Raw genomic sequence first — 24852 nt, 5'->3', positions numbered from 1 at the left:
GCTCCTCAGGCGCCGCGCCGGAGACACCCCCAAGGTGCGACCCGCACGCCATGACGCGCGGCCCCCCGGGCGCCGGCGGCACGCCGCGCCCACCCGGCCGCGCGGGGGCGATCAGAGCTCGGCGCGTGTGCCGGGCGTCGAGGCAAAGGTCGACCACTGGAAATTGTCGAGGAGGACAACGGAATCGTTCCAGGCATCGCCCGTGTCCCAGAGCACGAAGCGAAGCTCCATGATCTCTCCCGGGGTGACATTGCCGTTCATGACCAGCCACCCGGTCCCCCCGCCCGCGCGCTCGCTCGCGCCGCACCACCCCGGCTCGCCGTCGAACTGGGCCGGCGGCCTCACGATGTCGAAGCCCGTACCGAGGAGCTGTTCAATTCCAGTGCAGGTGTTTGTTGCGCCGGGCTGGGCGCCGGTGCCGCAGCCCGTCGGGCCGTTCACGCACTGGGTGAAGAGCCCCGTGTTGCCGAAAGCGAGGTTCACGCCGACGGGGTAGACGGGCCCGCCGGCGGGCGGAGGATCGTAGAAGGCGAGGTTCTTGTCCGCGGGATTCGGCGTCTCGCCCGGGACGGGCTCGAACGCCGAGTCGAGGAGCGTCAGGAAGAAGTCGTTGTACCGGCTGCACACCCACTCCGGGTACTCGGACGCGAGGAAGAACGCCGAGACGCTGAACGAGCTCGCGTTCGTCGGCACCCGGACGCGCAGCCGCAGCATCACGGGATCGTGGGCGGTCGCGCCGTCGAGCGGCTCCAGACACCCGGGCGCGTTCGGGAAGTCGCCGCCGTTCGCGTCGAGCCAGTCCGCGGGCACGCCGCTCGACGTCCCCATGTCCCGGCCGCCCTGGAACGCGGCGAAGCTCGGGCTCGTGTTGTTCGGCGCCGCCTGCGCGGCGGCCACGCCGGTCGAGAGCGCGGCGAGGCGCACGCCCCGGAGCGGCGCGATGCCCGAGCCGAAGCCCCGGCGGATCGACCGCTGGTCCGCCGCCGGCACGCCGGAGCCGTCGGCGCGGCGGAAGCTCGCGGAGATGACCCCCCACGTGCGCTGCGCGGGCGACGCCGGGCTCGCCGCCGTGGTGGCGCAGAGGTCGATCGCCCTGGCGTAATCGAGCGCAGCGGCCGAGTTGCTCGCGAGCCCCGCGTCGCAGGTCGAGGCGTTGTCGACCGCGCCGTCGCAGTCGTCGTCGACCCTGTTGCCCGGCACCTCGAAGGCGCCGGGGTTCACGAGCAGCGGGGTGGGGCACCCGTCCGACGTGGCGTCGCAGCAGTCGCCCTCGCAGATCGTCCACCCGTCCTCGTCCTGATCGGGGGCGTTGTCGACCACGCCGTCACAGTCGTTGTCGATGCCGTCGTCACACGCGTCCCGCTCCGGCAGCACCTGGCCGAGGCACGGCCCCCACGCGAGGCCGCTCGGCCTGCAGGTGGAGACCCCCGGCGCGCAGGGGGCCACCCCCTCCGTGCCCGGCGCACCCTGGTAACATTCCCTGGTCTCGCCGGGCGTACACGAGCAGGGCCCGCGCTCCGCGACGTCGTGCTCGCACCCGTCCGCCGGGTCCCTGTTGCAGTCGACGAACCCGCTCTCGCAGGCGCCGAGCAAGCAGGCGCCCGAGATACAGGCGCTCTCGCCGTGGGGCAGCTCCGGGCAGGCTCGACCGCAGACGCCGCAGCTCAACACGTCTGTCTGGAGATCCCGACAGAGGTCCTCGCAACACGCGGCGCCGCCCGGACACGGGCGCGCCGCCGAGCAGCCCTGAACACACTCGCCCTCCGGCGTGCACACGGTCCCAGCGAGGCACTCGGTGTCCGTGGTGCAGCCGACGCAGGCGCGCTTCTCGAGATCACAGACGAGCGGAGCAGGGCAATCGGACTGGGATTCACATCCGGGCACGCAGGCCATCACGTCGGGCGCGCAGGTGTGACCGACAGGGCACGCGCCGGCGCCGGGCAGGCACGCGACGCAGCGGCCCGTCGCGCGATCACACAGCGGAGCGCGCGGATCCGTGGAGCAGTCGGTAGGGCAGTCGGCGACGTCCTCCCCTCCTCCGCCGTGGGCGTCACCCGGGGGCTCGTCGCCGGCGCACGACGGGGCCGCCCCGGTCGCGAGCGCGAGGCCGGCCAGGGCGACCAACCCTCCGGTCCAGGCCGGCGGACGGCGACGGACAGCGCAGATTCTGGTCGACATGGGCGAGCTGCTCCCCTCTGCGAGGCGGCGCACCCGGGGAGGTGCCCGATCGCCAAGATCACAAGATAACCCGCCCGCGACGCGGAGGATGGCAGATCGGCAGAAGCGCGGTGTCGCGCGCGGGCCACTCGGCCCCTCCCCTGCCCTCCGGCGGCCGCGCAGGGAGCGCTCGCCGGCGTGCGGGGTGACGTTTGCGCGCGCGCCGTCCAGGTGTGTGCAGGGCTGACGTTTGCGCGCACGCCGGCGAGGGGCGTGCGCGCAAACGTCGCTGGATCTCGGCGGGGCTGCGGGGGCAGCCCCGCCCGGGGCCTACCGGCCTTCGATGGTCTGCTGCTTGATGTGGAACTCGACGCGACGGTTGCGCTGCCGGCCTTCCGGCGTGTCGTTCGAGACGAGCGGCCGGCGGGCGCCGAAGCCGGCGGAGGTGAGCCGCTCGCTCTGAATGCCGTTGTTGATGAGGTAGAACCTCACCGCGGTGGCGCGGGCCTGGGCGAGCCTGTCGTTGTAGTCGGCGGTGCCCTGGTTGTCGGTGTGCCCTTCGATGCTGAGGAGCTTGATCTCGGGGTTCGCCTTGAGCAGCCGCACGACCTCGTCGAGGATCGGATAGCTCTGCGGGAGGATCCTGGAGCTGTCGAACTCGAACTCGACCTGCTTCATGATCTCGATCTCGGCCGAGCCGGTGATCCTGCGGATGTAGTACGGGCAGCCGTTCTTCTCCGGATCGTCCACGACGACCTGCCCCGGCTCCTTCGGGCACTTGTCGACCGCATCGGGGATGCCGTCCTGGTCGGCGTCCTCCTCGGGGCAGCCGTCGCGGTCGTCGATGCCGTCCTTGTCCTCCGGGTCGTCCGGGCACTTGTCGACGACGTCGGGGATGCCGTCGCCGTCGCGATCGGGCATGTCCGGGCAGCCGTCGCTCGGCTTGGGCTGCTTGCCGTCCTCCGGGTCCTCCGGGCAGAGGTCGATGACGTCGGGGTAGCCGTCGCCGTCGGCGTCCTTCTCCTGCTCGATGACGTAGTCGAAGCCGGGCGAGCGGGCGTCGGTGTCGGTGATGCGGAACGAGCCGCCGAAGACGGCGACCCCGCGGAAATCGGGGGCGTAGCCGCCGCTCAGCCGGGTGCCGACGCCGGCGCCGGCGTAGAGCGCCTTGTCCTTGGTGAGGAACATCTTCCCGTTCGCCATCCACTCGATCGGCGAGGCGTCGAGCTCGCCGCGCGTCTCGTCGAGCAGGCCGAAGGATCCGAAGATCTCGGCCCCGACGCGGATCGTGTCGTCGCGCAGCGGGACGTAGCCGCCGACGCCGTAGGTGAGCTCGGAGCCGACGCGGAGCTCGTGGAGCTGGACCGGCGGCCGGATCGCGACGCCGGCGTTGAGGGTGACGAAGAACTTCTGGAAGTCGTACTCGGCGCCGAGGCCGAACGAGCTGCTCACCTTCCGGTCGCCGCCGAAGGAGTACTTGTTGCCGATGGGCACGAAGACGGCGCCGGTGACCCCGAGCTTGAAGCGCCGCTCGTCGAGCTCGAGCGCGACGAGGCGCGCGTCGAGGCGGAGGTCCATCGGGGCGGCGGTCTTGAGGTCGACGCTCTCCTCGATGCCGAGCTCGCGGTGGTAGGTCTGGTTGCCGTCCTGGAAGAGGATGATGGGGAACGAGACCTGGAGGGCGCCGCGCCCGAGGATCTCGACGCCGGCGTCCAGGTAGGTGATGAGCTGCGAGGTGACGGGCCCCTGCCCCTCGAGCTTCTCCTCGATCGCGAGGTTGTCAACGTAGTTGTCGTTGCGGAGCGGGTGGATCGACACGCCGAGCCCGAGCTGCCCGAAGAAGCGCGTCTTCTCGCCGAGTTGCGGGCGCCAGACCCCGATGCCGTCTTCGGGTGCGCCGGCCATCCTGAGGCGGTCGAGGTAGAAGGTCCGGTCCTGCGCGTGGGCGGCGGAGGGCGCAAGCCCGGCGAGGGCTGCTACGGCCAGCGGGGCCGCGGCGGCCAGCGGGCCGCGAAGGCGCGACCAGCGTCGCGTCTTCCCGCCCGGCAGGTGTCTTCGATCCATCACGGTGAGCTGTCCTCCAAGCAACGCTCGAAAAACGAGGTGGACGCGAGCGTTCCGCCGCATGCGGGCCGGCGTCCGGGCGGGAGACTACTCGGCCCGGGGGAGGAAGTCTCCTGGGTCGAGCCAGGAGGTGCGAGGACCGCCGCGGGCACATGAGGGGCGCCGAGCGCCGCCGTCGCGGGAGGGGCGGCGCCGGCGCGGGCGCTGCGTCCGGGGCGAGCGGGCCGGGGGGGTTACCCGGGGGTGGGGCGGGCGTGGCTGGTCGCGCGCGGAGCGGAGATCGGAGGAGATAAGGACGGGGCGGCGTCACGTACACCGTGACGCCGTGGGGGTAAGCGACAACCGCAGCGCGGCCTGAAGAACTGAAGGAGCTAGCGGAGTACGCGTGGGGCCGTGACGGCAGAAGGCCGCTGCGTTCGCAGAGGCTGCCGAGGATACGCTAGCGGCGTAGGCTCCTGCGCCAGCCGGACGTCTCCAGGATGGGACCAGGCAGACACAGTCCAGTTTCAATGTACACTACCTGCCGATGCGTCCGTTGCTGCTCTCCCTTGGATTGACTCTCGGCACCGTTGGATGTGGGCTCGCTCTTGGGCTCGACGAGTTCGTTGATGCTCCGGGCGCCGGTGGCGCCGGGAGCGAGGCGAGTTCGTCAACCGGGGAGGCCCCCTGCCACGACGGCGACCGCGACTGCGTCGGCGACGCGCCGCGACAGTGCGCCTCCGGAGAGTGGGTCACGCAGAGATTGTGCAGCGAAGATAAGCCGGTATGTTCACAAGGATACTGCACGGAGTGCGTCGAGGGAGAGCGAAGCTGCGAGGGGCGGACGCCGCGAGCTTGCGTCAGCGGCGTCTGGGCGGCCGAAGCGCCGTGCAAAGATCCACTTCCTGGCTGCCGGGCTGGCTCGTGCGTCGCTCCGAGCTGCCAGGAGGCTGGCCCAGGAGCGGGATTGAACTGCGGCCTCAGCTCGGGTGCGGACTGCTGCGGCACAGCCCGCATCACGGGAGGGATGTTCAACCGAGCGAACGACCCTTCGTATCCGGCACGCATCAGCGAATTCGAGATAGACATCTACGAAGTCACGGTGGGACGCTTCCGCGCGTTTGTAGAGGCGGGGAAAGGCACTCAAGCGGATCCACCCCCGGAAGGAGCGGGCGCGCACCCGAAGCTTCCGGGAAGCGGGTGGGAACCGGGCTGGAACGGTGATCTTACGCCCAGCAAGGAGGCCTTCAAGGTCGCGCTCAGGTGCCCCGATGCATTCTGGACTGACTACCCAGAGCTCCAAGAGGATTACCCCATCACCTGCGTAACATGGCTGGAGGCGTTTGCGTTCTGTATATGGGACGGCGGGCGTCTACCCACCGAGGCGGAATGGAACTACGCGGCCGCTGGAGGTGAAGAGCAGCGAGAGTACCCGTGGGGGTCGTCTATCGCCCCCTCAAGAGCAGCCTACGGCTGCCTCGCTGATGACGAGGATGCGGAGGAATGCAGCATGAACGACTTCTTACCGGTGGGCTCGAAGTCGCCGGACGGGGATGCCAAATGGGACATGGCCGACATGTCAGGCAACGCAGGAGAGCTGGTCCTGGATGTTTATCAGCTGGGGTTCCCGCTCCCATGCAATGACTGCGCTCGACTTCAAGGGAATACGGAGAACCGCGTCGTTCGTGGGGGAACTGCCTGGACCAGCGAGCACTACGTGACGACCGACGCCCAGTCGGCAGAGAATCCCCGCAACAGGAACGTCTTCGTCGGGTTTCGTTGCGCGCGGGACGTCGCGCTCAGCCAAGCGGGTACGGAGCGCCGGCCTCGTTGACCGGCTGGACGCCGGCGCCGGCAGGGGGGCGCTCGCGGGTCACGGCGACCCACGAGCGCAGGGGGAGGAGCGCCACCAGGAGCGAATCAGCGGGGCGTGGGGGGCACGACCACCTCGTTGATCGGCTGGAACCCGGCGCCGGCAGGATACGCGTAGGAGACCTGGAGGTGGGGATCATACGCGCCCCAGCCCCACACGGTCACCCCGAACGGCAGCGCGCTCGACATGACATGCCTGCCGTTGGCGCAATTTCCCTGGTTCTCGAACCTGCCCTTCACGAGATCGACACGAGCGTACTCGTAGTCACCGAACGGCTCCCAGCCGGTGATCGGTCCACCTTCCGGAGAGTCGCCGAGGCAGTCGAGCGTCACGTCGGCGAAGCTCTGATCGACGCCCGACTTCGTGCGGATGACGACCAAGCTCGTCTCGGGGTACGTAGGATCGGTAAACAGCACGTAGTAGTTCAGGAACTGCGAAGGCGGGATCACGTTGACCCAGTCGGGGTCGCCGATCCTGTCGTAGGAGAAGCCGCCCGTCATGTAAGAGCCGAGGTAGAACGGATGATTCGCATCTTGGCTACGGACGACGAACGGGCCCGCGCTGTTGAACTCGATCACCTCGCCAAGGTTGATCTTGTCCGGAGCGCCTTCGGGCTTCTCAGGAGTCCATTCAAGTGCGGTGTCATCCACGGCGCCGACGAGGCGCCAGGGGGGAGACTCCTCGGCGTCGCTCCTGTTGCGGTACCGCACCGCGGCGTACTCGTTGCCTAGGGCCTTCACGGGCGCGAGCTGCTGGTGCGCGGAATCGCAGTCCAGCTCATCGCTCGGCACCGTCATGCACGGCGAGCCGCCGAATACTCCGATTGGCTTGTTGGACAGGATCGGGCTCCCGGTCAGCTCTTCCGGCTGCACGATCTGAAGGAACTGCCCCGCATCCAGCGTGTAGGTCACCGGCGTGTCGGCGGCAGCCTGCGCGACGCCGTTCCCCCCGACGATGTTGACCTTGGGCAGGATCGTGACCTCGGTACCATCTTCATTCGCGAGAATCTCGAGCGACGGGTTCCCGCCCGGCACGATCGGCTCCGAGCTCTTGTACGCATTCACCGCGATGTAATTCTTGTCCCAGGCGCTCGTCGGCAGGAGCAGCGAGGCGGACGTGACGGCAGACTCCGAGCCGCCGTAGGGCACGATCTGATAGGCGACCACCGGGTAATCCGTCGTGATGTGGAACGCCGAGCCTATTCCTGTTCCGTTGACGCCGGTCTCTCCGGTCACCCCCGAGAACGCGGGAGGCAGCGGACAGGCGGGCAGGCCTGCACCGGCGATGTTGCGCCGCGAGAGGAACAGCATGGCGATTTGTCCGACGCCAAGCCCCTCTTCCGCATTGTACGGCTCGAATTGTACCTCTCCCTGGCCGGACGGAATGCCTGCGAAGGTCTCGACCGGGAGCTCGACGCCGTTCCTCTCCACCTTGATGTGAACAGGCTTCTCCCACGTATTGGCGACGAACGCAGCAAAACAGGCACCGCTCGACTCCGTGAGGAGAGCCGGCTTGAGCGCCCAGTAATCGCACCCGTACGAGCTCTTCGATTGTTCCGCCGCGTTGCACGGCCCCGGCTCGCACGCCGCGTTGAGGCACCCCTCTTCCGGCCCGCACTCCTCGATCGTCGCGCCATTGCAGCTGATGACGCGCTTCAGGTCATTCGAGCACGTGTATTCGCAGAGCCCCCCCTCGCCGAGGGCCCCGGTCGAACCGGTGCCGCCGGCGCCGCCGTCGCCGCCGCCGCCCGGCCCGCCAGGCCCCGTGCCGCTGCCGGACGTGTCGTTGCGGTACGAATCCGAGCACGCGACGAACGAGCCCGCCACTCCGGCCGTCGCTGCAAGAAGCACGACCGTCGCGTGCCTACGGTATCTAGCCATGTTCGCCATCTCTACAGGACTCCTTCCCCCACAGCATCCTGAAACTCCTGGACAGCGAGCCTAACACGGTTCGCCCGCCCTGGGGAGGCCAGCGAAAGCGCTCGCGTTTTTTCAGCGGCCTCATGAGAGAGGCTTCTGGATTTCAGGAATGCAATGCGCGCCGGACTTCGCCCCGCCTCCGCCTAGCGCCCGGACGGACGCGCAGAGTCCTTGTCACCGCGCCGTCCTCACGCCTCTCCGGTGGGTGGGAAGAGGTGGTCGCTTGGTTCGGCCGGTCGCGGGCGGTTGTGACCCATTGCGACCGACCGCGGCCGATTGCGACCGCTTACGACCGCTTGCGACCGCTTACGACTGATTGCGACGTTCACACACCTCCACGCTACTCCTGCTCATGAGCGCCGGCGCCGTCCGACGCCGCCCCCGCCCGGCCGCTGCCGAAGACGCGGAACAGCACGTAGAGCGACGGAAAGAGCAGCACGAAACCGACGCCGAGGATCCAGACAAGCAATCGCAGCGTCCTCGGGTTCGCCGCCGCGCCCGCGAGCGTCACGTCAGGAACCACCAGAAACGGGTACTGCGACGCCGCCCAGCCGATCAGGATCAACGTGACCTGCGCGGCCGCCGCGAAGCGCGCCAGACGGAAGCGGCGCGTCCACAGCCCGAAGAACGCCGCCGTCGCGGAGACGCCCGTCGTGAGGTGGAGCGGCCACGTGATCGGGTGATCCGTCAGGCCTTCCCGGATGAGCGGCGCGCCCTCGAACGACGCCGCAAACGACGCCAGCGCGAGCGCCGCCACCACACCACCCGACACGAGCGCGCGCCGACGGAAATCGTCCACCAGCGCCGGCTCCGTCGCCTCGTTCGTCAAATAGACCGCCGCCAGGAACGCGAACAGCGCCAGCGCGAACAGCCCCAGCATCAGCGGAAAGAGCGAGAGCCACGGCGCGAAGAAGCCGCTCGTGACCACCCCCGACGCCACCCGGATCCGGCCCGACGCCACCGCCCCCACGATCATGCCGAGCAGCACCGGCGCGACCACGCTCGCCAGCGAGAACACGAACCCCCAGCGCTTCTGCCGCCGATCCTTGCGCGAGTCGTAGCTCCGGAAGCTGAACGCGGAGCCGCGGAACACCACCCCGAGCAAGAACAGCGTGATCGGGACGTGCAGCGCGATCGAGATCGCCGCGAACGCCGGAGGGAACGCGGTGAAGAGCAGCACCACGACCAGGATCAGCCACACGTGGTTGGCCTCCCAGATCGGGCCGATCACCTTCTCGATGAGCTCCCGCTGCTCCTTCTTGCGCGGGCCGGACGCGAGCAGGTCCCAGACGCCGCCGCCGAAATCAGCGCCGCCGAGCAGCGCGTACAGCACGAGCGCCGCGACCATCACCCCGCCCAGGATCCACTCAGGATGCATCGGCCGCGCCTCCCCCCAGCACGCCGGGCTCGCCGCGCGCGCCCGTCACCCCGAGCGGCGCCGCGCGCAGCTGCCGGACCAGCAGGTACGTCACCACCACGCCGAGGAAGACATAGACGGCCGTGAACATCCAGAACGGCGCCGCGAGGTGCGGGAACGGCGTCACCGCGTCGCGCGTGCGCATCGCGCCCCGCACGATCCAGGGCTGGCGGCCGAACTCGGTCACCAGCCAGCCCGCCTCCATCGCCACGATGCCGAGCGGGCTCGCCAGGATCGTCGCCCAGAGGAACGGCCGCTGATCCGGGATCCCCCGGCGGCGCCACGCCAGCGCCGCCGCGACCACCGCGAGCAGCGCCATCGCCGCCCCCGCGCCGACCATCACCTGGAACGAGAAGTGCGTCGCCGCGACCGGCGGCCACTCGTCCCGCGGGACCTGATCGAGGCCCGGCACCACCGCGTCCGGATCGAAATGCAGGAGCATCGACAGCCCTCCGGGGATCTCGATCGCGTAGTCGACCTCGCCCCGCTCCACGTCGGGGAGCCCGCCGACGAGCAACGGCGCCCGGGCGGACGTCTCGAAATGCGCCTCCATCGCCGCGAGCTTCGCGGGCTGCCCGGCCCCGACCTCCACCGCCGCGAAATGCCCGACGAACGGCTGCGCCACCGCCGTCACCCCGGCGACGGCGAGCGTCACCGCGAACGCCTTGCGGAACAGCGTGCTCCTCGGGTGCCGGAGCAGGACCAGCGCGTGGATCCCCGTCATCACGAACGCCGTCGCCTGATAACACGCGAGGATGCCGTGCAGGGTCTCGTGCTTCCACGGCGGGCTGAACATCGCCGCCACCGGGTCGACGTCCGCGGGGCGGCCCCCGACCATCGTGAACCCGGCGGGATCGTTCATGCACGCGTTCACCAGGATCACGAAGAACGCCGACAGGCCGCCGCTCAGCGCGACCAGCGCGCCGGACGCGAGGTGCAGACGCGGCGGGAGCTTGTCGCGCCCGTAGAGATAGATGCCGAGGAAGATCGCCTCGGTGAAGAACGCGAACCCCTCGAGCGCGAACGGGAGCCCGACCACCTCGCCGAACGTCCCCATGAAGCTCGGCCAGAGCAGGCCGAGCTCGAAGGAGAGCACCGTGCCCGAGACGGCGCCCACCGCGAACAGGATCGCCGTCCCCTTCGCCATCCGCTTCGAGAACTCGAGGTAGTCGCGATCGCCCGTGCGCTGCCAGAGCGCGTCCGCGATAACCATGATCACCGGGAGCGCCACCCCGGCGGCGGCGAAGATCATGTGAAACGCCAGCGATAGGCCCATCTGGGCCCTCGCATAAAGGAGGCTGTTCATGAGGCCCCGTGCGGCTCCTTTCGGAGCGCCCGCGCCGCGCCCGCTCTCGACGCCCTCGAGCGGGCCGGCCCGCGCGCTCGCGACGCACACCATAGGGATGCCCCGGCCCGGGACAAATAGGGTCGAACCCGGCTAAGCTCCGCGGCGATGAAGACCCTTGTCGAGCTCGTCGCCAGGAAGCGCGACGGCGGGCGGCTCTCCGACGACGAGATCGCGCGGCTCGTCCGCGCCCACAGCGACGGCGAGCTCGCCGACTACCAGATGAGCGCGCTGCTCATGGCGATCTTCTTCCGCGGCATGGACGACGCCGAGACCGTCGCCCTCACCCGGGCGATGCTCCACTCCGGCGACGTCCTCGACCTGTCGAGCGTGCCCGGGCGCAAGGTCGACAAACACTCGACCGGCGGCGTCGGCGACAAGGTCTCGCTCTGCCTAGCCCCCCTCGTCGCCGCCTGCGGCGTCCCCGTGCCGATGGTCTCCGGCCGCGGCCTCGGCCACACGGGCGGCACGCTCGACAAGCTCGAGGCGATCCCGGGGTTCGACGTCTCCCTCGACGCCGGCGCCTTCGCGCGCATCGTGCGCGAGGTGGGGACGTGCATGATCGGGCAGACCGAGCGGATCGCGCCCGCCGACAAGCGCATCTACGCGCTGCGCGACGTGACCGCCACGGTCGAGTCGATCCCGCTCATCGTCGCCAGCATCCTCTCGAAGAAGCTCGCGGAGGGCATCGACGCCCTCGTGCTCGACGTCAAGGTCGGGCGGGGCGCGTTCATGAAGACCCTCGAGGACGCCCGCGCGCTCGCGACCGCGCTCGTGCGCGTCGGCACCGCGGCCGGCAAGCGCGTCACCGCCCTGCTCACCGACATGAGCGCCCCGCTCGGGCGCACCGTGGGCAACGCCCTCGAGACCCGCGAGGCGATCGAGGTGCTGCGCGGCGGGGGCCCCGCGGACCTCGTCGCGTGCACGCTCGCCCTCGGGGAGGAGATGCTGATCGCCGGCGGCGCCGCCGACACCGCCGAGGCGGCGCGGGCGAAGCTCGAGGCCGCGATCGCGAGCGGCGCGGCGGCCGAGGTCCTCGCGCGGATGATCGCCGCGCAGAAGGGCGATCCGGCCGTGGTCGAGGACGCGGGCCGGCTCCCCCGCGCCCCCGTCGTCGTCGACGTCGCGGCCGAGGACGAGGGCGCCGTCGTCGCCGTGGATCCGCTCGAGATCGGCCTCACGGCCGTCGCGCTCGGCGCCGGGCGCACGCGCGCCGACCAGCGCGTGGACCCCGCCGTGGGCATCGAGCTCGCCGCCGCGCGCGGCGATCGCGTCGGCCGCGGGGCGCCCCTCGCCCGCATCCACGCGCGCCGGCCGGAGGACGCGCGCGCCGCGGCCGGCCGCGTCCGCGCCGCCTTCCAGCTCGGCCCGCAGCCGGCCGCCGCGCCCCCGCTCGTGCTGGAGCGGATCGCCCTCTGAAGGGCGGCGCCCCCGAGGCCGCTCGCGGGCGGCGCGCCGCCCCACTAGACTTCCTCGCACCATGCGGACCCCGAGGCGCGACCTCACCACGCTCGGCTACCGGCGGATCATCCAGCTCCTCGTCTACCTGGTCATCGTGCCCGGCGTGCTCCTCTCGGGCGTCGGCTTCCTCCTGCTCGTGCTCGGCGAGGCCCAGTACAACCTCATCATGGGGATCCTGGTGCTCACGTTCTGCGGGACGCTCGCGACCGGGGTCATCCTCGTGTGGGTCTTCCTCCGGCGCGAGCGTAACCTCTCCGAGCTGCAGGCCGATTTCGTGTCCAAGGTCTCGCACGAGCTCCGCACGCCGCTCACGTCGATCCGCATGTTCACCGAGACGCTCAAGCTCCGGCGCGGCGACGGGGTCAGCGAGGATCGCTGCATCGATGCGCTCACCAAGGAGAGCGCCCGCCTCCAGCAGCTCATCGATCGGCTGCTCGACTGGGGGCGCATGGAGAGCGGGCGGCGCGTCTACGAGCTCGCGGAGCACCACCTCGGCGAGGTCGTCGAGGAGGCGATCCACGCCTTCGAGCCGACCCGCGAGAAGCGCAACGTCGAGCTCGAGGTCTCCGTCGACGCGGGGCTCCCGCCCGTGCTCTGCGACCGCAGCGCGCTCGTCGACGCGATCGTGAACCTCCTCTCGAACGCCTACAAGTACGGCGGCCAGCCGAGGAAGATCCGCGTCTCCGCCTGCGCGCAGAGCCGCTCGGCGCTGATCACGGTCCGCGACAACGGCAAGGGCATCGCCCGCAAGGAGCACAAGCGCATCTTCGAGAAGTTCTACCGGGTCGACGATCTCCTGGCCCGGCAGCAGGACGGCTCCGGGCTCGGGCTGTCGATCGTCAAACATGTCATCCGGGCGCACCGGGGCAAGATCCTCGTCGACAGCGAGCCCGGGAAGGGCAGCACGTTCACGCTCGTCGTCCCGCTCCGGAGCGCGTCCAGGACGACCGCCGAGCAGCGCGCCACATCCCCGCGGCCCGCGCGGCCCCCGCGCGCCGACGCCCCGCACGCCCCGCACGCCGGCGCGGACGAGCCCCGGGCGGAGGAGCGCGACGCCGGCGCGGGCGCGCGGACGTGATCGCCGCGCTGCGCGCGGGCGCACGTGGGCGCGCATGGGCGACCCGCGCACGCGCGGTTCGGCCCGTGGCGGCGTGCGCGCGGCTCCCTCCGGTCCGGACTTGGACATGGTAGAGGACGTCCTCAGCATGACCCGGAACCCTCAAGCACCGGCGCGGACGGTCCTCCTCGTGGAGGACGATCCCAGCATCGCGATGGGTCTCGAGATGAACCTGACCGCCGAGGGCTACCGCGTCCTCGTGGCCGAGGACGGCGAGCGCGGCCTCTCGCTCGCGCGCGCCGGCGGGCTCGACCTCATCATCATCGACGTGATGCTCCCCAGGCTGAACGGCTTCGAGCTGCTGCGCATCCTCCGGAGCGAGCGCCGCACCTTGCCGGTGATCATGCTGTCCGCGCGCGGCGCCGAGATGGACAAGGTGATGGGCCTCGAGCTCGGCGCCGAGGACTACATCACGAAGCCGTTCGGCCTGGCCGAGCTGCTCGCCCGCGTGAAGGCGGTGCTCCGGCGGGACGCGATCGCGCGCGCGGACGGGGCGCAGCTGCGCGCCGGCGACATCGAGATCAACGCGGCGACACGCGAGGTCCGCCGCGGCGAGGCGCTCATCGATCTCACGGCGACCGAGTTCGACGTGCTGCTCTGCCTGGCCGAGGCGGGGGGGCGGGTCCTCTCCAGGGAGCAGATCCAGGCGAAGGTGTGGGGACCGGCGCACCACGGCACCCCGCGCACCATCGACAACTTCATCCTCCAGCTCCGCACCAAGCTGGAGGACGACCCGACCTCACCGCGCCACCTCCTGACGGTCCGCGGGGTCGGCTACCGCCTCATCCCGTAACCGGGCATACGCAATCAAGCATACGCAACCGAGCGTGGTCGTACGCCGGTCCATCGCGGGGCTGCGCCGGCCCTCTTGCCACCTTCGGCCCCGCGCGAGCGGTCCGCCGGTCCCGGCGGCCCAGCGGCGGGCGGCCCCTCGCCCGCTCGCCGGCGCGCTCAGTTCCCCTGACAGAACTGGTTGATGTTGTCGACGAGGGGGTCTTCCTGCTTGATCGCCTTCTCGATCGCGGCCTGGGCGGTGTTGGTCTTCTCCGCATCGTTCGCGTCGGCCGCGGCCGCGAGATCGCGCGCCGCCTTGGCCACGTCCTTCGCCATGGCCTGGTACTCGCCCGAGAACTTCTGCAGCTCCGGGGTGGTCAGCTTCACCTGCGCCGCGTCGGCCGCGACCTTGTCCATCGCGTCGGCCATCGCCTTCAGCTCGCTGGAGCCACCCTGGTCGGCGCCGGCCTTCGAGCCCTTGTCGATGCTCTGCACGCCCTTGTTGATGACCTCGATGAGCGCATTGCACTCCGCGATCTTGTTCTGGCCGCAGCCGCCAGCGCCGAGCCCGAGAGCGACAAGGGCCGCCGCGAGGGTGAACTGAATGCGCATTCTGCTGTGTCTCCTGGTGTGGGGAGCGAGGCCGGTACGCCCATCCCTATCGCCGAGGCATCAACCCACATTTTGCGGGTATGTTTCAACATGGAATCGGCAGCCCGCGGGCGCCGCCGTGGTCACGACCGAACCCGCCAGTTGCCCTGGAAAGTTCGGCCGATGTCGTCCGCTGTGGGATCGGTAATGATGAGCTCCGGCCGGCCGCCTTGCGCGAAGACGATCGTGTTCTGACGGAAGACGCGGCCGAACGCGATCGCCTCGTCCCGATCCATCCCGTGGACGAGCCACGCAGGCTCGCGCCAGATGCCCTCGGGCTCCGCCTCGGATCCGACGCACGGCTCCACCCGGTAACACCCGAGGACCAGGAGATCGCGGAGGACGTGGTGGCGCTGGTCGTTGACCCGGCGGGGGATGAGCATCGAGCGCGGGTTGTAGGCGGTGAGCACGGCGAACCTGCGCGTCAGGAGCTCGGGGAGCCCGGCTTGATCCTGGACGATCTCGCCGTCCAGGGAGACGCGCAGCGTCCCCGCCGCCGTGGGAAACTCGTAGATGGTCGAGAAATACGACCGGAGGAGCGTCTGGTCCATCGTGGAGCGGTGGTGTGGGCAGCGGTGCTCGGCGCACCGACCGGGTCGCTTCGGTAGAGCTGGCCTGTAGCCTGCACGCCCGGCCGCCGGGCGCGACGGCGCAAGGTTACGGCGCAGGGTTACCAGAGACGCGCGGCTCTGGCTACTCAACGGCGGCGCGCCGCGGGCGGGGGCGCCGCGCGCCGCGTGGATGAATGCCAGGTGCGCGCTTTCCCTGCCCCGCCCGGTGCGCTAAGCGTTCCGCGCGAGCGTCCTGCCTGCGCGCGTGTGGCGCGCCGGCGCCAGGGCCCCCCGCGTCGCCGATGCCACGATGATCGAGGTCGAGCACCTCTCCAAGTCCTACGGTCCCCACCAGGCGGTGAGCGACCTCTCGTTCCGGGTGAGCCAGGGCGAGATCGTCGGCTTCCTCGGGCCCAACGGGGCGGGCAAGAGCACGACGCTCCGCATCCTCGCGGGGTTCCTCGGCGCGACCTCCGGCCGCGTGCGCGTCGCGGGGTACGACCTCGCCGAGGACCCGATGCGCGCGCGGGCCTCGCTCGGGTACATGCCCGAGACCTCGCCCCTCTACCCGGAGATGCGGGTCGCGGAGTACCTCGCGTTCCGCGCCGAGCTGAAGCTCGTGCCGCGGCGCGCGCGGGGCGAGGCGGTCGCGCGCGCCCTCCGCGACGCGCGCGTCGAGGACGTGGCGAGCGTCATGATCGGCCACCTCTCGAAGGGCTACCGGCAGCGGGTCGGCCTCGCGGACGCGCTCGTCGGCGACCCGCCGCTCTTGATCCTCGACGAGCCGACGGCGGGGCTCGACCCGAACCAGATCCGCGAGGTGCGCGCGCTCGTGCGCCGGCTCGGGCGCGACCGCACCGTGCTCCTCTCGACGCACATCCTCTCCGAGGTCGAGGCGACCTGCACGCGCGCGCTCGTGATCACCCGCGGGAGGCTCGTGGCGGAGGGCTCGATCGACGAGATCCGCGCGATGCGCCGCTCGTCCGGCGTGCGCGTCGCCGTGCGCGGGGCGGCGGACGCGGCGCTCGCCGCGGCGCGCGGCGCGGCCTCGGTCCGCTCGGCCGAGGCGGAGGCGGCCGGCGACGCGGCGCAGCTCACGGTCGAGTTCGACGCCGGCGCCGACGCCGGCGAGGCCGCCGAGCGGCTCGTGCGCGCCCTGGTCGAGGCGGGCCTCGGGGTGCGCGAGGTCGTCCCCCACGCCCCCTCGCTGGAGCAGGTCTTCTCCGAGCTGACCGGCGGCGAGGGCGAGGAGGGCGGCGGCGGCGGCGACGGCGGCGGCGCGCCCGCGCCGGCTTCGCGGAAGAAGAGCAGGTCGGAGCGCCGGGGCGCGGCGAAGGAGCGGCGGTGAGGGGCTTCTGGCCGATCTTCAAGCGCGAGCTCTTCTCGCTCTTCGTGACGCCGCTCGCGTGGGTGCTGATCACCACGTTCCTCGTGGTGCAGGGCGTGCATTTCTTCCTGATCGCGACCCAGCTCGCCGGCGAGGTGGAGCTCTCCGCCGACGCGGGCCCGGTGCAGATGTTCTTCGGCCAGACGATCCTGATCTACCTGCCGCTGCTCTTCGTGTGCCCGCTGCTCACGATGCGGCTCTTCGCGGAGGAGCGCAGGAGCGGCACCATCGAGGCGCTGCTCACGGCGCCCGTCGGGGCCGCCGGCGTCGTGCTGGCGAAGTACGCGGCGGCGCTCGTGACGTACGCCGCCATGTGGGCGCCGACGGTGCTCTACATGGTGCTCATCGGCAGGACGGGGGAGCTCGACTGGCGGGTCGTGGGCTCGAGCTACCTCGCGATCTTCGCGGTCGGCGCCGGGTACCTCGCGATCGGGACCATGACGAGCGCGCTCACGAAGAGCCAGCTCATGGCCGCGATCCTCAGCGCGATGGCGCTGATCGGCCTGTTCATCCTCGGCATCGGGGAGTTCATCTTCCCGGACGGCCCGGCGCACGACCTCTGCGCCTATGTCTCGGTGTGGACGCAGATGAACGACTTCTCCCGCGGCATCGTCGACCTGCGCCGGCTCGTGTTCGACGGCACGGTGATCGCGCTGCCGCTGTTCGTGACCGTGCGCGCCGTCGAGGCGTGGAGGTGGGGCTGATGACCGGCGGCGAGCCGCCGCGGGCGGAGGCCCCGCCGGGGACGTCGCTCGGCGAGAAGCTCTCGGCCAGCGTCGGGATCATCGCGGCCATGGTGCTCGCGGTGCTCGTCAACCTGCTCGTGGCCCGCCACTACCGGCGCTGGGACTGGACGCAGGGCGGGCTGTACACGCTGAGCGACGCGACGCTCGCCACGCTGCGCTCGCTCGAGGAGCCGATCCGCGTCTACGTCCTGCTCTCCGCGGACGACCCGCTGACGCTCTCGGTGCGGCACCTGCTCGACGCGTACCGGGCCGAGACCGGGCGGATCGAGGTCGAGGTGACCGATCCCGACCGTCGCCCCGCGGAGTTCCTGGCCGTGCAGCAGCGCTACGGCGTCGTCGCGGGCAAGACCGAGGACGGGCGCATCGTCACCGACGCGGCGATCATCGTCGCGCGCGGGGACCGGCCGCATTTCCTGACCGCGAGCGATCTCGTCGAGGTCGAGGACGACATGCAGGCGCGCCCGCGGCTCGAGCAGGCGCTGACGGGCGCGATCCGGAGCGTGATCCGCGGCGAGCGGCCCCGGGTCTGCTTCGCGGGCGGACACGGCGAGAAGTCGATCGACGTCGGCGGCCAGAGCGGCCTCGCGGCGCTCAAGGACCGGCTGAACAAGAACAACTACGACGTCGTGCAGCTCGGCGGCGACCGCGGCGAGCACGACGATCACGGCGACCACGGCGACCACGGCGACGACGAGGGGGCCGGCGCCGCGCCGAAGGAGCCCGCGCCCGTGGTCGATCTCGCCGGGTGCCGGGTGCTCGTGCTCGCCGAGCCGAGCCAGCCGGTGCCGCCCGGCGACGTGGCCCGCTACCGCGCCTTCGTCGAGCGGGGCGGCAGCGCGCTCGTCGCGCTCGGGCCGGTGCCGGACGAGGGCGATCAGCGCTACGTGGACCTCGGGCTCTCGGGCCTGCTCGCCGTGGCCGGCGTCGAGATCCGGTCCGACTTCGTGTTCGAGCGCGATCCGAAGCTCCGCTCGACGCAGGGCTTCGGCGAGACGTTCTCGCCGATCGTGCGGCCGCACCCGATCACCGAGGGCCTCCTCAAGGCCGCCGATCAGGGCCTCGGCCCGGTGCTCACGGTGGCGAGCTCGCTCTCGCCCACGACGAGCGGGCCGGTGGCCCCGTCGCCGCTGCTCGTCACGAGCGACCAGGCGTTCGGGATGGTCGATTTCTTCGGCTGGGCGAGGGACCCGTCCGAGCCGAAGCCGCGGGACGGCGATCACCCGGGGCCGCTCACGATCGCCTACGCCGCGGAGCTGCCGAGGCCCCCGGGCGCCACGGCCGCGCACGGGCCGCGCGTCGTGGTGATCAGCTCGCCGAGCGCGCTCTACGGCGCGAACTGGCAGAGCGCCGAGCTCCGGGGCACCGCCGTGTTCGTCGAGAGCGCGCTCTCGTGGCTCGCCGCGAGCCCGGCCATGCTCGACATCCCCGACAAGCCGGCGTTCACGGCGGGCCTCCGGATCAGCGAGGACTCGCTCGCGTCGATCTTCCGCTACGTCGTCGTGTACATGCCGCTCGCCGCCGCCTTCTTCGGCCTGGCCGTGCACCTCTCGCGGCGCAGCTCGGAGCGCCGCCCCGGCGCGAAGGGCGGCCCCGGCGCGGCGGCCGGGCGGGGCGCGCCGGCCGGGCCCGATCGCGAAGGGTCGCCGTGACGAGGGCGCTCCGCCGGCACGCGACGACGCTGATCCTGGTCGTGCTCGCCGCCGCGGCGGCCATCGCGCTGCTCGTGCTCGACCGGCGCGCGGTGCCCACCGACGAGGCCGAGCGCCGCAAGAAGAACCTGTTCGAGGCCTGGCGGCCCGACGAGATCACCGAGCTCACCGTGACGATGTCCCCGCCCGGCGCCCCGCCGGGCGCGCGGCAGACGGCGCGCGTCACCCGCGGGGAGGTCGACGACGCGGGCCAGCGCCCCTGGGTCGTCGAGATCGACGGGCAGCGCCATCCCGCGGACGAGCCCACGGTCGACCAGTACCTCGGCACGCTCGAGTTCGCGAAGGCGGAGCGCCGCGTCTCCGCGGAGGCGAGCGACCCGGCGGCCCTCGGCCTGACGGCGCCCCGGCTCACGGTCGCGATCGCGATGGGCGCGCGCCGCGAGCGGCTGCTGCTCGGCGGCGGCGCGCCGACGCCGCCGGGCGCCGTCTACGCCGAGGTCGCGGGCCGGGGCGTCTTCGTCATCACGCAGCAGCTCGCCGCGGCGCTCGAGGTGCCGCCCGATCGCTTCCGTTCCCGGAGCTTCGTCCCCTACGCCGCGGCGGAGCTCTCCGGGCTCGAGCTCGCCGGCGACGGCGGCCCGCGGCGGTTCGTGCGCGCCCCCTGGGGCGGCGGCCGCGGCGCCGGCTTCCGCTTCGCCGAGGGCTCCCCCGAGGGCGGCGTCCGGGTCAGCGCGCCGGCGCTCGAGCGCGTGCTCTCGGCGCTCGGCCGCATGCAGGCCGAGGCGTTCCTCTCCGAGGACGAGGCGCAGCGGGCCGCGGCCGGCGGCGGCCCTCGCGTCACGCTGACGCTCCTGCCGAGCGACCCGTCGGCGGAGCGCGGCGTGATCGACCTCGGCGGGCCCTGCCCGGGCAGGCCCGATCACGTGGTCGCCGTGCGGCGTAAGCCCACGCGCGCGGCCGCGTGTGTGCCCGCGAGCGCGCTCGATCCGCTCACCGAGGAGGCGTCGCGCTTCGTCGACCTGGCCCTCGTCGGCGCGCCGCTCGACGAGGTCGCCGAGGTGAAGCTCTCCGCCGGCGCGCGCGCGCTGGAGCTCGCGCGCGCCGGCAGCGAGTGGCACCTGCGCGCCCCGGAGGACCGGCCCGTCCCGACCGAGGCGGGCCGCGCCCTCGTGCAGGCGATCCTCGACGTCCGCGCGGCGCGCCTCCTGCCGGCGGCGAGCGACCTCGGGGCGCTCGGCCTCGCCCCGCCGCGGGCCACGCTCCGCGTCCTCTCGACGCCGGCGGCGGTCGGGGAGGGCGAGCCCCGGGAGCGCGTCGAGACCCTCGAGATCGGCGCCGAGCAGGGCGGCGTGGTGCACGTCCGCCGGCTCGAGGACGGCGCCGTCGCCGCGCTCCCCGCGGCGAGCGCCGGAGCGCTCCTCCCCACCGAGGTGTCGCTGCGCCCCGTGCAGGTGCTGGATTTCGCGCCGGATCAGGTGGACGCGCTGCGCATCGAGCGCGCGGGCCTGGTCCAGCGGCTCCGCCGCGCCGCGGGCGGCGCCTGGCAGCTCGTCGAGCCGCGGGGCGAGGGCCTCGCGGCGGACAGCGGCCTCGCGGAGGAGCTCGCCGAGCTGCTGGGCAGCCTCAAGGCCGAGCGCTGGGTCGAGGCGGATCCCGGCGCGGGCTACGGGCTCGGCGCGCCGCGGCTCGTGATCCAGGCCGAGCTGGCCGCGGCGCCGGCGTCGAGCGGCGCCGCGAGCGAGGCGGCCTCCCGCACGGTCCGGGTCGAGCTCGGCGCGCGCGCCGGCGATGGCGACGGCTCCTTCGCGCGCGCCGGCGACGGTGCCTTCCCGCGCGCGGGCGGCGACGGCGCCGCCGTCTTCATCGCGCCGCCGGCGCTCGAGGCCGCGGCGGGGCGCCTGCTCCTCCGCCGCGACGTGTTCCTCGTGCCGCCGCAGGAGATCGCGCGGGTCGCGCTGGCGCGGGGCGACGGGCGCGCGCCGCCGCTCGTGATCGAGGCCTCGCCCGGCGGCTTCACGGTCCCCGGCGCGGCCGACGAGGCGACCGCGACCGCGACGGCGGCGAGCGTCCGGGACGCGCTCGCCGACCTGCGCGCCGAGGGCGCCGTCGCGCTGGGCAAGCCGGCGAAGCATCACGGCCTGAGCCCGCCGCGGCTCCGGATCACCGTCGATCTTGCCCGGCCCGAGGCGGCGCCGGGCGCCGAGGGAGCGAGCCCACCGGGCCCGCGATCCGGGTCCTTCACGATCGCGATCGGCGCGGGCGACTCCTTCCGCGGCACGAACGTCGTCTATGCCCGGCGCGACGGCGTGGACGCGGTCTACGCCATCGCGCAGTCCCGGGTGCGGCCGCTCCTCGCCGCGGCGGGCCTCCCGACCGCCGACTGATGACTGACGGAGTGGCTCCGCGCGACGGACTATTTCGTTCTGGCGTCCCACCTGTGCTAGGCGACGTGCTGGACATGGCGAAGGCGGACATGGCGAAGCGGCAGCGCCCGCTGGCGGTCGAGATCCCCCGTCCCGGCGAGGAGCAGCCGGTGTGGTCGCGGGTCGGGGTCATCGCGCTCGTGGGGTTCGTCGTCGGCATCGCGTGGCCGCGGATCGCCGGCGTGCGCATCGGCCCGAGTGTCCCTGGCGATCTCAAGGCCACCGCCGAGACCGCGGCGGCCTCCGCCGCGCCGGCGGCCCCCGCCGCGCCAGCGGCCCCTGGGAGCGCGGCGCCCGAGGCCAGGCCGCCGGACGCCCCGGCGAAGAACGAGCAGCGGGTCGTGGTCGGCCCCGGCAGGATCACGCGCTGCTCCGACCAGAAGGGCAAGAAGGTCGAGGACTGCGGAGAGCTCCAGTTCGATCCGGTCGCGCTCCCTCGGCTGAAGGAGCTCGCCCGCTGCCCAGCAGCGGCCGGCCTCGACGGCAAGCTCCCGATCGGCTTCGAGCTGAACTTCGAGAAAAAGGAGGTTCAGGTGGTCAAATCGAAGAAGACCAGCCTGCCCTCCTCGACGGTCAGCGGCATCCTGCAGTGCGCGGCGCGCGAGTTCTCGAACGTCTCCCTCGAGGAGGTCCCTCACAAATACCGCCGTTACTCCCTCGTTTACACGGCGACGTTCTATCCCCCTGGCGCGGACGCCGAGGCGGCCGCGAAGGGCGAGGCGGGCAAGGAAGAGCAGGAGCCCGGCGCAGGCACGACCACGAGCGAGACCGCGGCGAGCGGCCTGGCCACTGTCAGCTGGGATACCGCGCTCGTCCGTGCGGAGCCCAAGGAAGGCGAGGTGGTCATGCGCCTCGTCCGCGGGACACGCATCAAGCTCGTTGGCCGGCAGAACGACTGGTACAAGGTCGAGCACCGAGGGAAGACAGGGTGGATGTACCGCGGCTCCATCGGGCTGTAGCGACTGACGCTCTGCCCTGACGGGCCGCGCGGCGCCCCCGGGGACTCGGCGTTACCCGGGCTGATGGCGCCGGGCAGGCGGACCTCGGCGCCGCTGCGCACGGCGTCATCCTCGGTCCCGGTCCAACGTGCGCCGGCGTACCGACACGGGTTCGCGTAGAATGGCGGGGACCTATGCGGCGCAAGCTCTCGCTCCCCCTGCTCAACCTGGAACAGCTGATCCCCGCCGCAGCGCGCCGCCCGGCGAAGCCCACCGTGGACGTCGTGCGAGAGCGCCTCGGCGGGCGCGCGTCGACCGAGCCCGGCGCAGGCGAGCTGGTCACGCTGACGACCGCGAGGGGAGCAGAGCTGGCCGGGGTGGTCCTGTTCAGGAAGGGCGATGCGGTCGACGTGTGGGTTGACACCCCTGACACAACATCATCCGTTCATAACGTAAATATACCCCCTTTTTCTGTCGCGTCTCAGGGCGTGGTTCGCCGCGCGCACCGCGATGACGTCGCGCCGCTGCGCACGGCCACCTCGGAGTCGCTCGCCGCCGTCGCTGCCGATGCGCGCGTCTTCGGCGCGCTCATCGAGGGTCAACGCATCCGGTTTCAGCACGGCGGCGCTCTCTCCGAGGGTACGCTGGTCGAGAAGTGCCGCTTCGGCGGCCTGGTCCAGCGCGACGACGGCACCCTGCTCGGCGTCGGTTTCCGCCGTCTCTGGCCTGCGCAGAGCGGCGACGCCGAGCAGAACTGAGGCAGGCGGCCGGAAGCGGCGCGGGGCCGCGCGCGCGGCTCGCGCGGCGGAGGCGGCGAGCGCCTGCCCGGCGGCGCAGGGCGCCCCGGGCAGCGCACGTGCGGCTTGTACCTCCTTCGCGGACGCGATAGGAGGGTCGGCGTCATCGCACTCGCGCGCTGCGCGACAAGGCTGGAGGAGACACCCTTGAAGCTTGCCTATTCGTTCACGCTCGCCGTCGCGCTCGCGGCAATTCCCGGCTGTGGAAGCTCGATCTCGGGGTTGTGCGAGGACAAGTGCGATTGCACTGGAGACTGCAGCCCGGACGACGAGGATGACTGCATCGACAACCTCGAAGATGCCGAGAGGGCCGCGGTGGAAGAGGGCTGCGAGGACCAGTTCGACGAGGCCATCGCCTGCGTCGAGAGCGAGTTCGAGTGCCGCGGCGGCGACGTCGACATCGACGGGTGCAGCCGAGAGGGGGAGAACTTGGCCAGCTGCGCGGGCCTCGACGTCAGAATCATGTTCTGGGCCGCCTTCTGAGCGCCGGGCGCGCGCCGCGCGGCGCTCCGGCGTGCCGCGCGGCTCCCCCGCGCCCCACGTGACGCGGCGCCTACCGCGACACGGAACGTCGCCCCTCGCGGGGGTGTTGCTCGTCGGCCGAGCTCGCCGGCGCAGCCGAGGCCCGTCCAGACGGGCGAGAGCGCCTATTCGCCGATGTGGGTGCGGACGACCTTGAGCAGCGTATCGCTGTCGAACGGCTTGATGAGGTAGTCGGTGCACCCGTTGGCGAAGCCGACCTTGATGCTCGTCTGATCGCTCCTCGTCGTCATCATGATGATCGGGACGGTCTTCGTGGCGTCGAACGCGCGAAGCCACCGGCAGGCCTGGAAGCCGTCCATGGCGGGCATCACGACGTCCATCAGGATGAGATCGGGGCGCTCCGCCACCGCCTTCGCGATGGCCTCCTTGCCGTTGCGCGCGATGACGATGTCATAGTCGTCGGCGCCGAGCGTCAGCTGCTGGGACAGCAGCGAAGTCAACGAGTCGTCCACGACCAGGATCTTCTTCTTCCGCGTGGCCTCGCTGGTCGACGTACTTGGCGCGGTCGGCCGGCTCCGCGGCGCCGAGTCGGAAGCGGAGGCCGTTCCCGGAGAGCTCTTTCGCGAGGAGTCGACACGACGATCGGCCATGAGGGAGCCTCCATGAGGAAGCGCAGTTCCGTGGAGCGCCTCCGGAGTAGTCAGGTTTCAACGAGTAGTCCCCCCGTCACCTTACCAGGATCGCTACCGCACCGGAACCAAGTTCCACTGTCACCAGATGTAAGCAAACCAGCGAAAGCACCCTTGGCAGGGGGCCGCGCGCCCGCTGGATCACGGGCACATCCGACGCGACGGCTGAAACACCGGATGAGGCCGTTCGGTCGCGAGGTCGCTCGGTCACTTGACCGCGAGCCAGGATAGGCATCAATCCCGCAACACAGGGGAGCGCTCGATGGGTGGAGCGCTCACGCAAGGACATGGGGAGAGCTCGGCGGCGCCTGCTCGCCGGAACGAAAGAGGACGGTAGTGCCCAGGGACGGAATCGAACCGCCCACACGAGGATTTTCAATCCTCTGCTCTACCAACTGAGCTACCTGGGCCTGCTGCTTGCCCCGCACTCGC

Annotated in this window: 19 protein-coding genes and 1 tRNA gene; 11 read left to right on the top strand and 9 right to left on the bottom strand. The window is 71.7% G+C overall.

What is annotated here, in order from left to right; genetic code table 11:
- Positions 1-111: 111 nt before the first annotated feature.
- Entirely contained in the window at positions 112-2178 is a 2067-nt protein-coding gene (locus WMF43_RS13540) for a MopE-related protein (RefSeq protein WP_437680421.1), read from the bottom strand.
- Between the two features lie 309 nt (positions 2179-2487).
- Complete coding sequence (locus WMF43_RS13535) at positions 2488-4221, bottom strand: OmpA family protein (protein WP_437680419.1); 1734 nt, start codon at positions 4219-4221, stop codon at positions 2488-2490.
- 946 nt (positions 4222-5167) lie between these two features.
- On the opposite strand from WMF43_RS13535, the gene WMF43_RS13530 reads away from it, so the two are divergent.
- Positions 5168-6034: a formylglycine-generating enzyme family protein gene (locus WMF43_RS13530; protein WP_437680417.1), complete on the top strand. Its 867-nt coding sequence runs from the start codon at positions 5168-5170 to the stop codon at positions 6032-6034.
- An 86-nt stretch (positions 6035-6120) separates the two neighbouring features.
- On the opposite strand, the gene WMF43_RS13525 is transcribed toward WMF43_RS13530, so the two are convergent.
- From WMF43_RS13525 to WMF43_RS13515, 3 genes are all read right to left on the bottom strand, one after another.
- Positions 6121-7953: an IgGFc-binding protein gene (locus WMF43_RS13525; RefSeq protein WP_437680416.1), complete on the bottom strand. Its 1833-nt coding sequence runs from the start codon at positions 7951-7953 to the stop codon at positions 6121-6123.
- Positions 7954-8332: 379 nt separating this feature from the next.
- Entirely contained in the window at positions 8333-9370 is a 1038-nt protein-coding gene (locus WMF43_RS13520; RefSeq protein WP_437680414.1) for a cytochrome d ubiquinol oxidase subunit II, read from the bottom strand.
- On the bottom strand, positions 9360-10715 hold the full coding sequence (locus WMF43_RS13515; RefSeq protein ID WP_437680412.1) for a cytochrome ubiquinol oxidase subunit I: 1356 nt from the start codon (positions 10713-10715) through the stop codon (positions 9360-9362). The genes WMF43_RS13520 and WMF43_RS13515 overlap by 11 nt, the downstream gene beginning before the upstream one ends.
- Positions 10716-10862: 147 nt before the next feature.
- Between WMF43_RS13515 and WMF43_RS13510 the strand changes: the two genes are divergently transcribed.
- The 3 genes from WMF43_RS13510 (at position 10863) to WMF43_RS13500 (ending at position 14125) form a co-directional block, all read left to right on the top strand.
- A complete protein-coding gene (locus WMF43_RS13510; RefSeq protein ID WP_437680410.1) occupies positions 10863-12173 on the top strand; it encodes a thymidine phosphorylase in 1311 nt (436 codons plus the stop codon).
- A 61-nt stretch (positions 12174-12234) separates the two neighbouring features.
- Positions 12235-13293, top strand: a complete 1059-nt coding sequence (locus tag WMF43_RS13505; protein WP_437680408.1) for a sensor histidine kinase — start codon at positions 12235-12237, stop codon at positions 13291-13293.
- 127 nt (positions 13294-13420) lie between these two features.
- On the top strand, positions 13421-14125 hold the full coding sequence (locus WMF43_RS13500) for a response regulator transcription factor (RefSeq protein ID WP_437680407.1): 705 nt from the start codon (positions 13421-13423) through the stop codon (positions 14123-14125).
- A gap of 158 nt (positions 14126-14283) precedes the next feature.
- On the opposite strand, the gene WMF43_RS13495 is transcribed toward WMF43_RS13500, so the two are convergent.
- A complete protein-coding gene (locus WMF43_RS13495; protein WP_437680405.1) occupies positions 14284-14718 on the bottom strand; it encodes a hypothetical protein in 435 nt (144 codons plus the stop codon).
- Positions 14719-14840: 122 nt separating this feature from the next.
- Positions 14841-15308: a DUF3293 domain-containing protein gene (locus WMF43_RS13490; RefSeq protein WP_104979524.1), complete on the bottom strand. Its 468-nt coding sequence runs from the start codon at positions 15306-15308 to the stop codon at positions 14841-14843.
- A gap of 310 nt (positions 15309-15618) precedes the next feature.
- Between WMF43_RS13490 and WMF43_RS13485 the strand changes: the two genes are divergently transcribed.
- From WMF43_RS13485 to WMF43_RS13455, 7 genes are all read left to right on the top strand, one after another.
- Positions 15619-16656, top strand: a complete 1038-nt coding sequence (locus WMF43_RS13485; protein WP_437680403.1) for an ABC transporter ATP-binding protein — start codon at positions 15619-15621, stop codon at positions 16654-16656.
- A complete protein-coding gene (locus WMF43_RS13480; protein WP_437680401.1) occupies positions 16653-17399 on the top strand; it encodes an ABC transporter permease in 747 nt (248 codons plus the stop codon). The genes WMF43_RS13485 and WMF43_RS13480 overlap by 4 nt, the downstream gene beginning before the upstream one ends.
- Complete coding sequence (locus tag WMF43_RS13475) at positions 17399-19090, top strand: GldG family protein (RefSeq protein WP_437680399.1); 1692 nt, start codon at positions 17399-17401, stop codon at positions 19088-19090. The genes WMF43_RS13480 and WMF43_RS13475 overlap by 1 nt, the downstream gene beginning before the upstream one ends.
- Positions 19087-21474 carry a DUF4340 domain-containing protein gene (locus tag WMF43_RS13470; RefSeq protein ID WP_437680397.1) on the top strand — a complete coding sequence of 796 codons (2388 nt, stop codon included), beginning with the start codon at positions 19087-19089 and terminating at the stop codon, positions 21472-21474. The genes WMF43_RS13475 and WMF43_RS13470 overlap by 4 nt, the downstream gene beginning before the upstream one ends.
- A gap of 74 nt (positions 21475-21548) precedes the next feature.
- Positions 21549-22472, top strand: a complete 924-nt coding sequence (locus WMF43_RS13465; protein WP_437680395.1) for an SH3 domain-containing protein — start codon at positions 21549-21551, stop codon at positions 22470-22472.
- A gap of 173 nt (positions 22473-22645) precedes the next feature.
- On the top strand, positions 22646-23209 hold the full coding sequence (locus tag WMF43_RS13460) for a hypothetical protein (RefSeq protein ID WP_437680393.1): 564 nt from the start codon (positions 22646-22648) through the stop codon (positions 23207-23209).
- Between the two features lie 186 nt (positions 23210-23395).
- Entirely contained in the window at positions 23396-23731 is a 336-nt protein-coding gene (locus tag WMF43_RS13455) for a hypothetical protein (protein WP_437680392.1), read from the top strand.
- Between the two features lie 164 nt (positions 23732-23895).
- Here the strand turns inward: WMF43_RS13455 and WMF43_RS13450 are convergent, their stop codons facing one another.
- Complete coding sequence (locus WMF43_RS13450) at positions 23896-24381, bottom strand: response regulator (RefSeq protein ID WP_437680390.1); 486 nt, start codon at positions 24379-24381, stop codon at positions 23896-23898.
- A 376-nt stretch (positions 24382-24757) separates the two neighbouring features.
- A tRNA-Phe gene (locus WMF43_RS13445) sits at positions 24758-24830 on the bottom strand.
- Positions 24831-24852: the final 22 nt, after the last annotated feature.

The sequence above is a fragment of the Sorangium sp. So ce131 genome (genome assembly GCF_051519095.1).
Lineage (GTDB): Bacteria > Myxococcota_A > Polyangia > Polyangiales > Polyangiaceae > Sorangium.
The sequence above is the reverse complement of the archived record's forward strand: the minus strand, read 5'-3'. Positions and strand labels throughout refer to the sequence as shown.

Excerpts from the sequence above, each read along its gene's own strand:
- WMF43_RS13540 (WP_437680421.1), bottom strand. The coding sequence starts at position 2,178 with ATGTCGACCAGAATCTGCGCTGTCCGTCGCCGTCCGCCGGCCTGGACC.
- WMF43_RS13535 (WP_437680419.1), bottom strand. The coding sequence starts at position 4,221 with ATGGATCGAAGACACCTGCCGGGCGGGAAGACGCGACGCTGGTCGCGC.
- WMF43_RS13525 (WP_437680416.1), bottom strand. The coding sequence starts at position 7,953 with ATGGCTAGATACCGTAGGCACGCGACGGTCGTGCTTCTTGCAGCGACG.
- WMF43_RS13520 (WP_437680414.1), bottom strand. The coding sequence starts at position 9,370 with ATGCATCCTGAGTGGATCCTGGGCGGGGTGATGGTCGCGGCGCTCGTG.
- WMF43_RS13515 (WP_437680412.1), bottom strand. The coding sequence starts at position 10,715 with ATGAACAGCCTCCTTTATGCGAGGGCCCAGATGGGCCTATCGCTGGCG.
- WMF43_RS13510 (WP_437680410.1), top strand. The coding sequence starts at position 10,863 with ATGAAGACCCTTGTCGAGCTCGTCGCCAGGAAGCGCGACGGCGGGCGG.
- WMF43_RS13505 (WP_437680408.1), top strand. The coding sequence starts at position 12,235 with ATGCGGACCCCGAGGCGCGACCTCACCACGCTCGGCTACCGGCGGATC.
- WMF43_RS13500 (WP_437680407.1), top strand. The coding sequence starts at position 13,421 with ATGACCCGGAACCCTCAAGCACCGGCGCGGACGGTCCTCCTCGTGGAG.
- WMF43_RS13495 (WP_437680405.1), bottom strand. The coding sequence starts at position 14,718 with ATGCGCATTCAGTTCACCCTCGCGGCGGCCCTTGTCGCTCTCGGGCTC.
- WMF43_RS13490 (WP_104979524.1), bottom strand. The coding sequence starts at position 15,308 with ATGGACCAGACGCTCCTCCGGTCGTATTTCTCGACCATCTACGAGTTT.
- WMF43_RS13485 (WP_437680403.1), top strand. The coding sequence starts at position 15,619 with ATGATCGAGGTCGAGCACCTCTCCAAGTCCTACGGTCCCCACCAGGCG.
- WMF43_RS13475 (WP_437680399.1), top strand. The coding sequence starts at position 17,399 with ATGACCGGCGGCGAGCCGCCGCGGGCGGAGGCCCCGCCGGGGACGTCG.
- WMF43_RS13465 (WP_437680395.1), top strand. The coding sequence starts at position 21,549 with ATGGCGAAGGCGGACATGGCGAAGCGGCAGCGCCCGCTGGCGGTCGAG.
- WMF43_RS13460 (WP_437680393.1), top strand. The coding sequence starts at position 22,646 with ATGCGGCGCAAGCTCTCGCTCCCCCTGCTCAACCTGGAACAGCTGATC.
- WMF43_RS13450 (WP_437680390.1), bottom strand. The coding sequence starts at position 24,381 with ATGGCCGATCGTCGTGTCGACTCCTCGCGAAAGAGCTCTCCGGGAACG.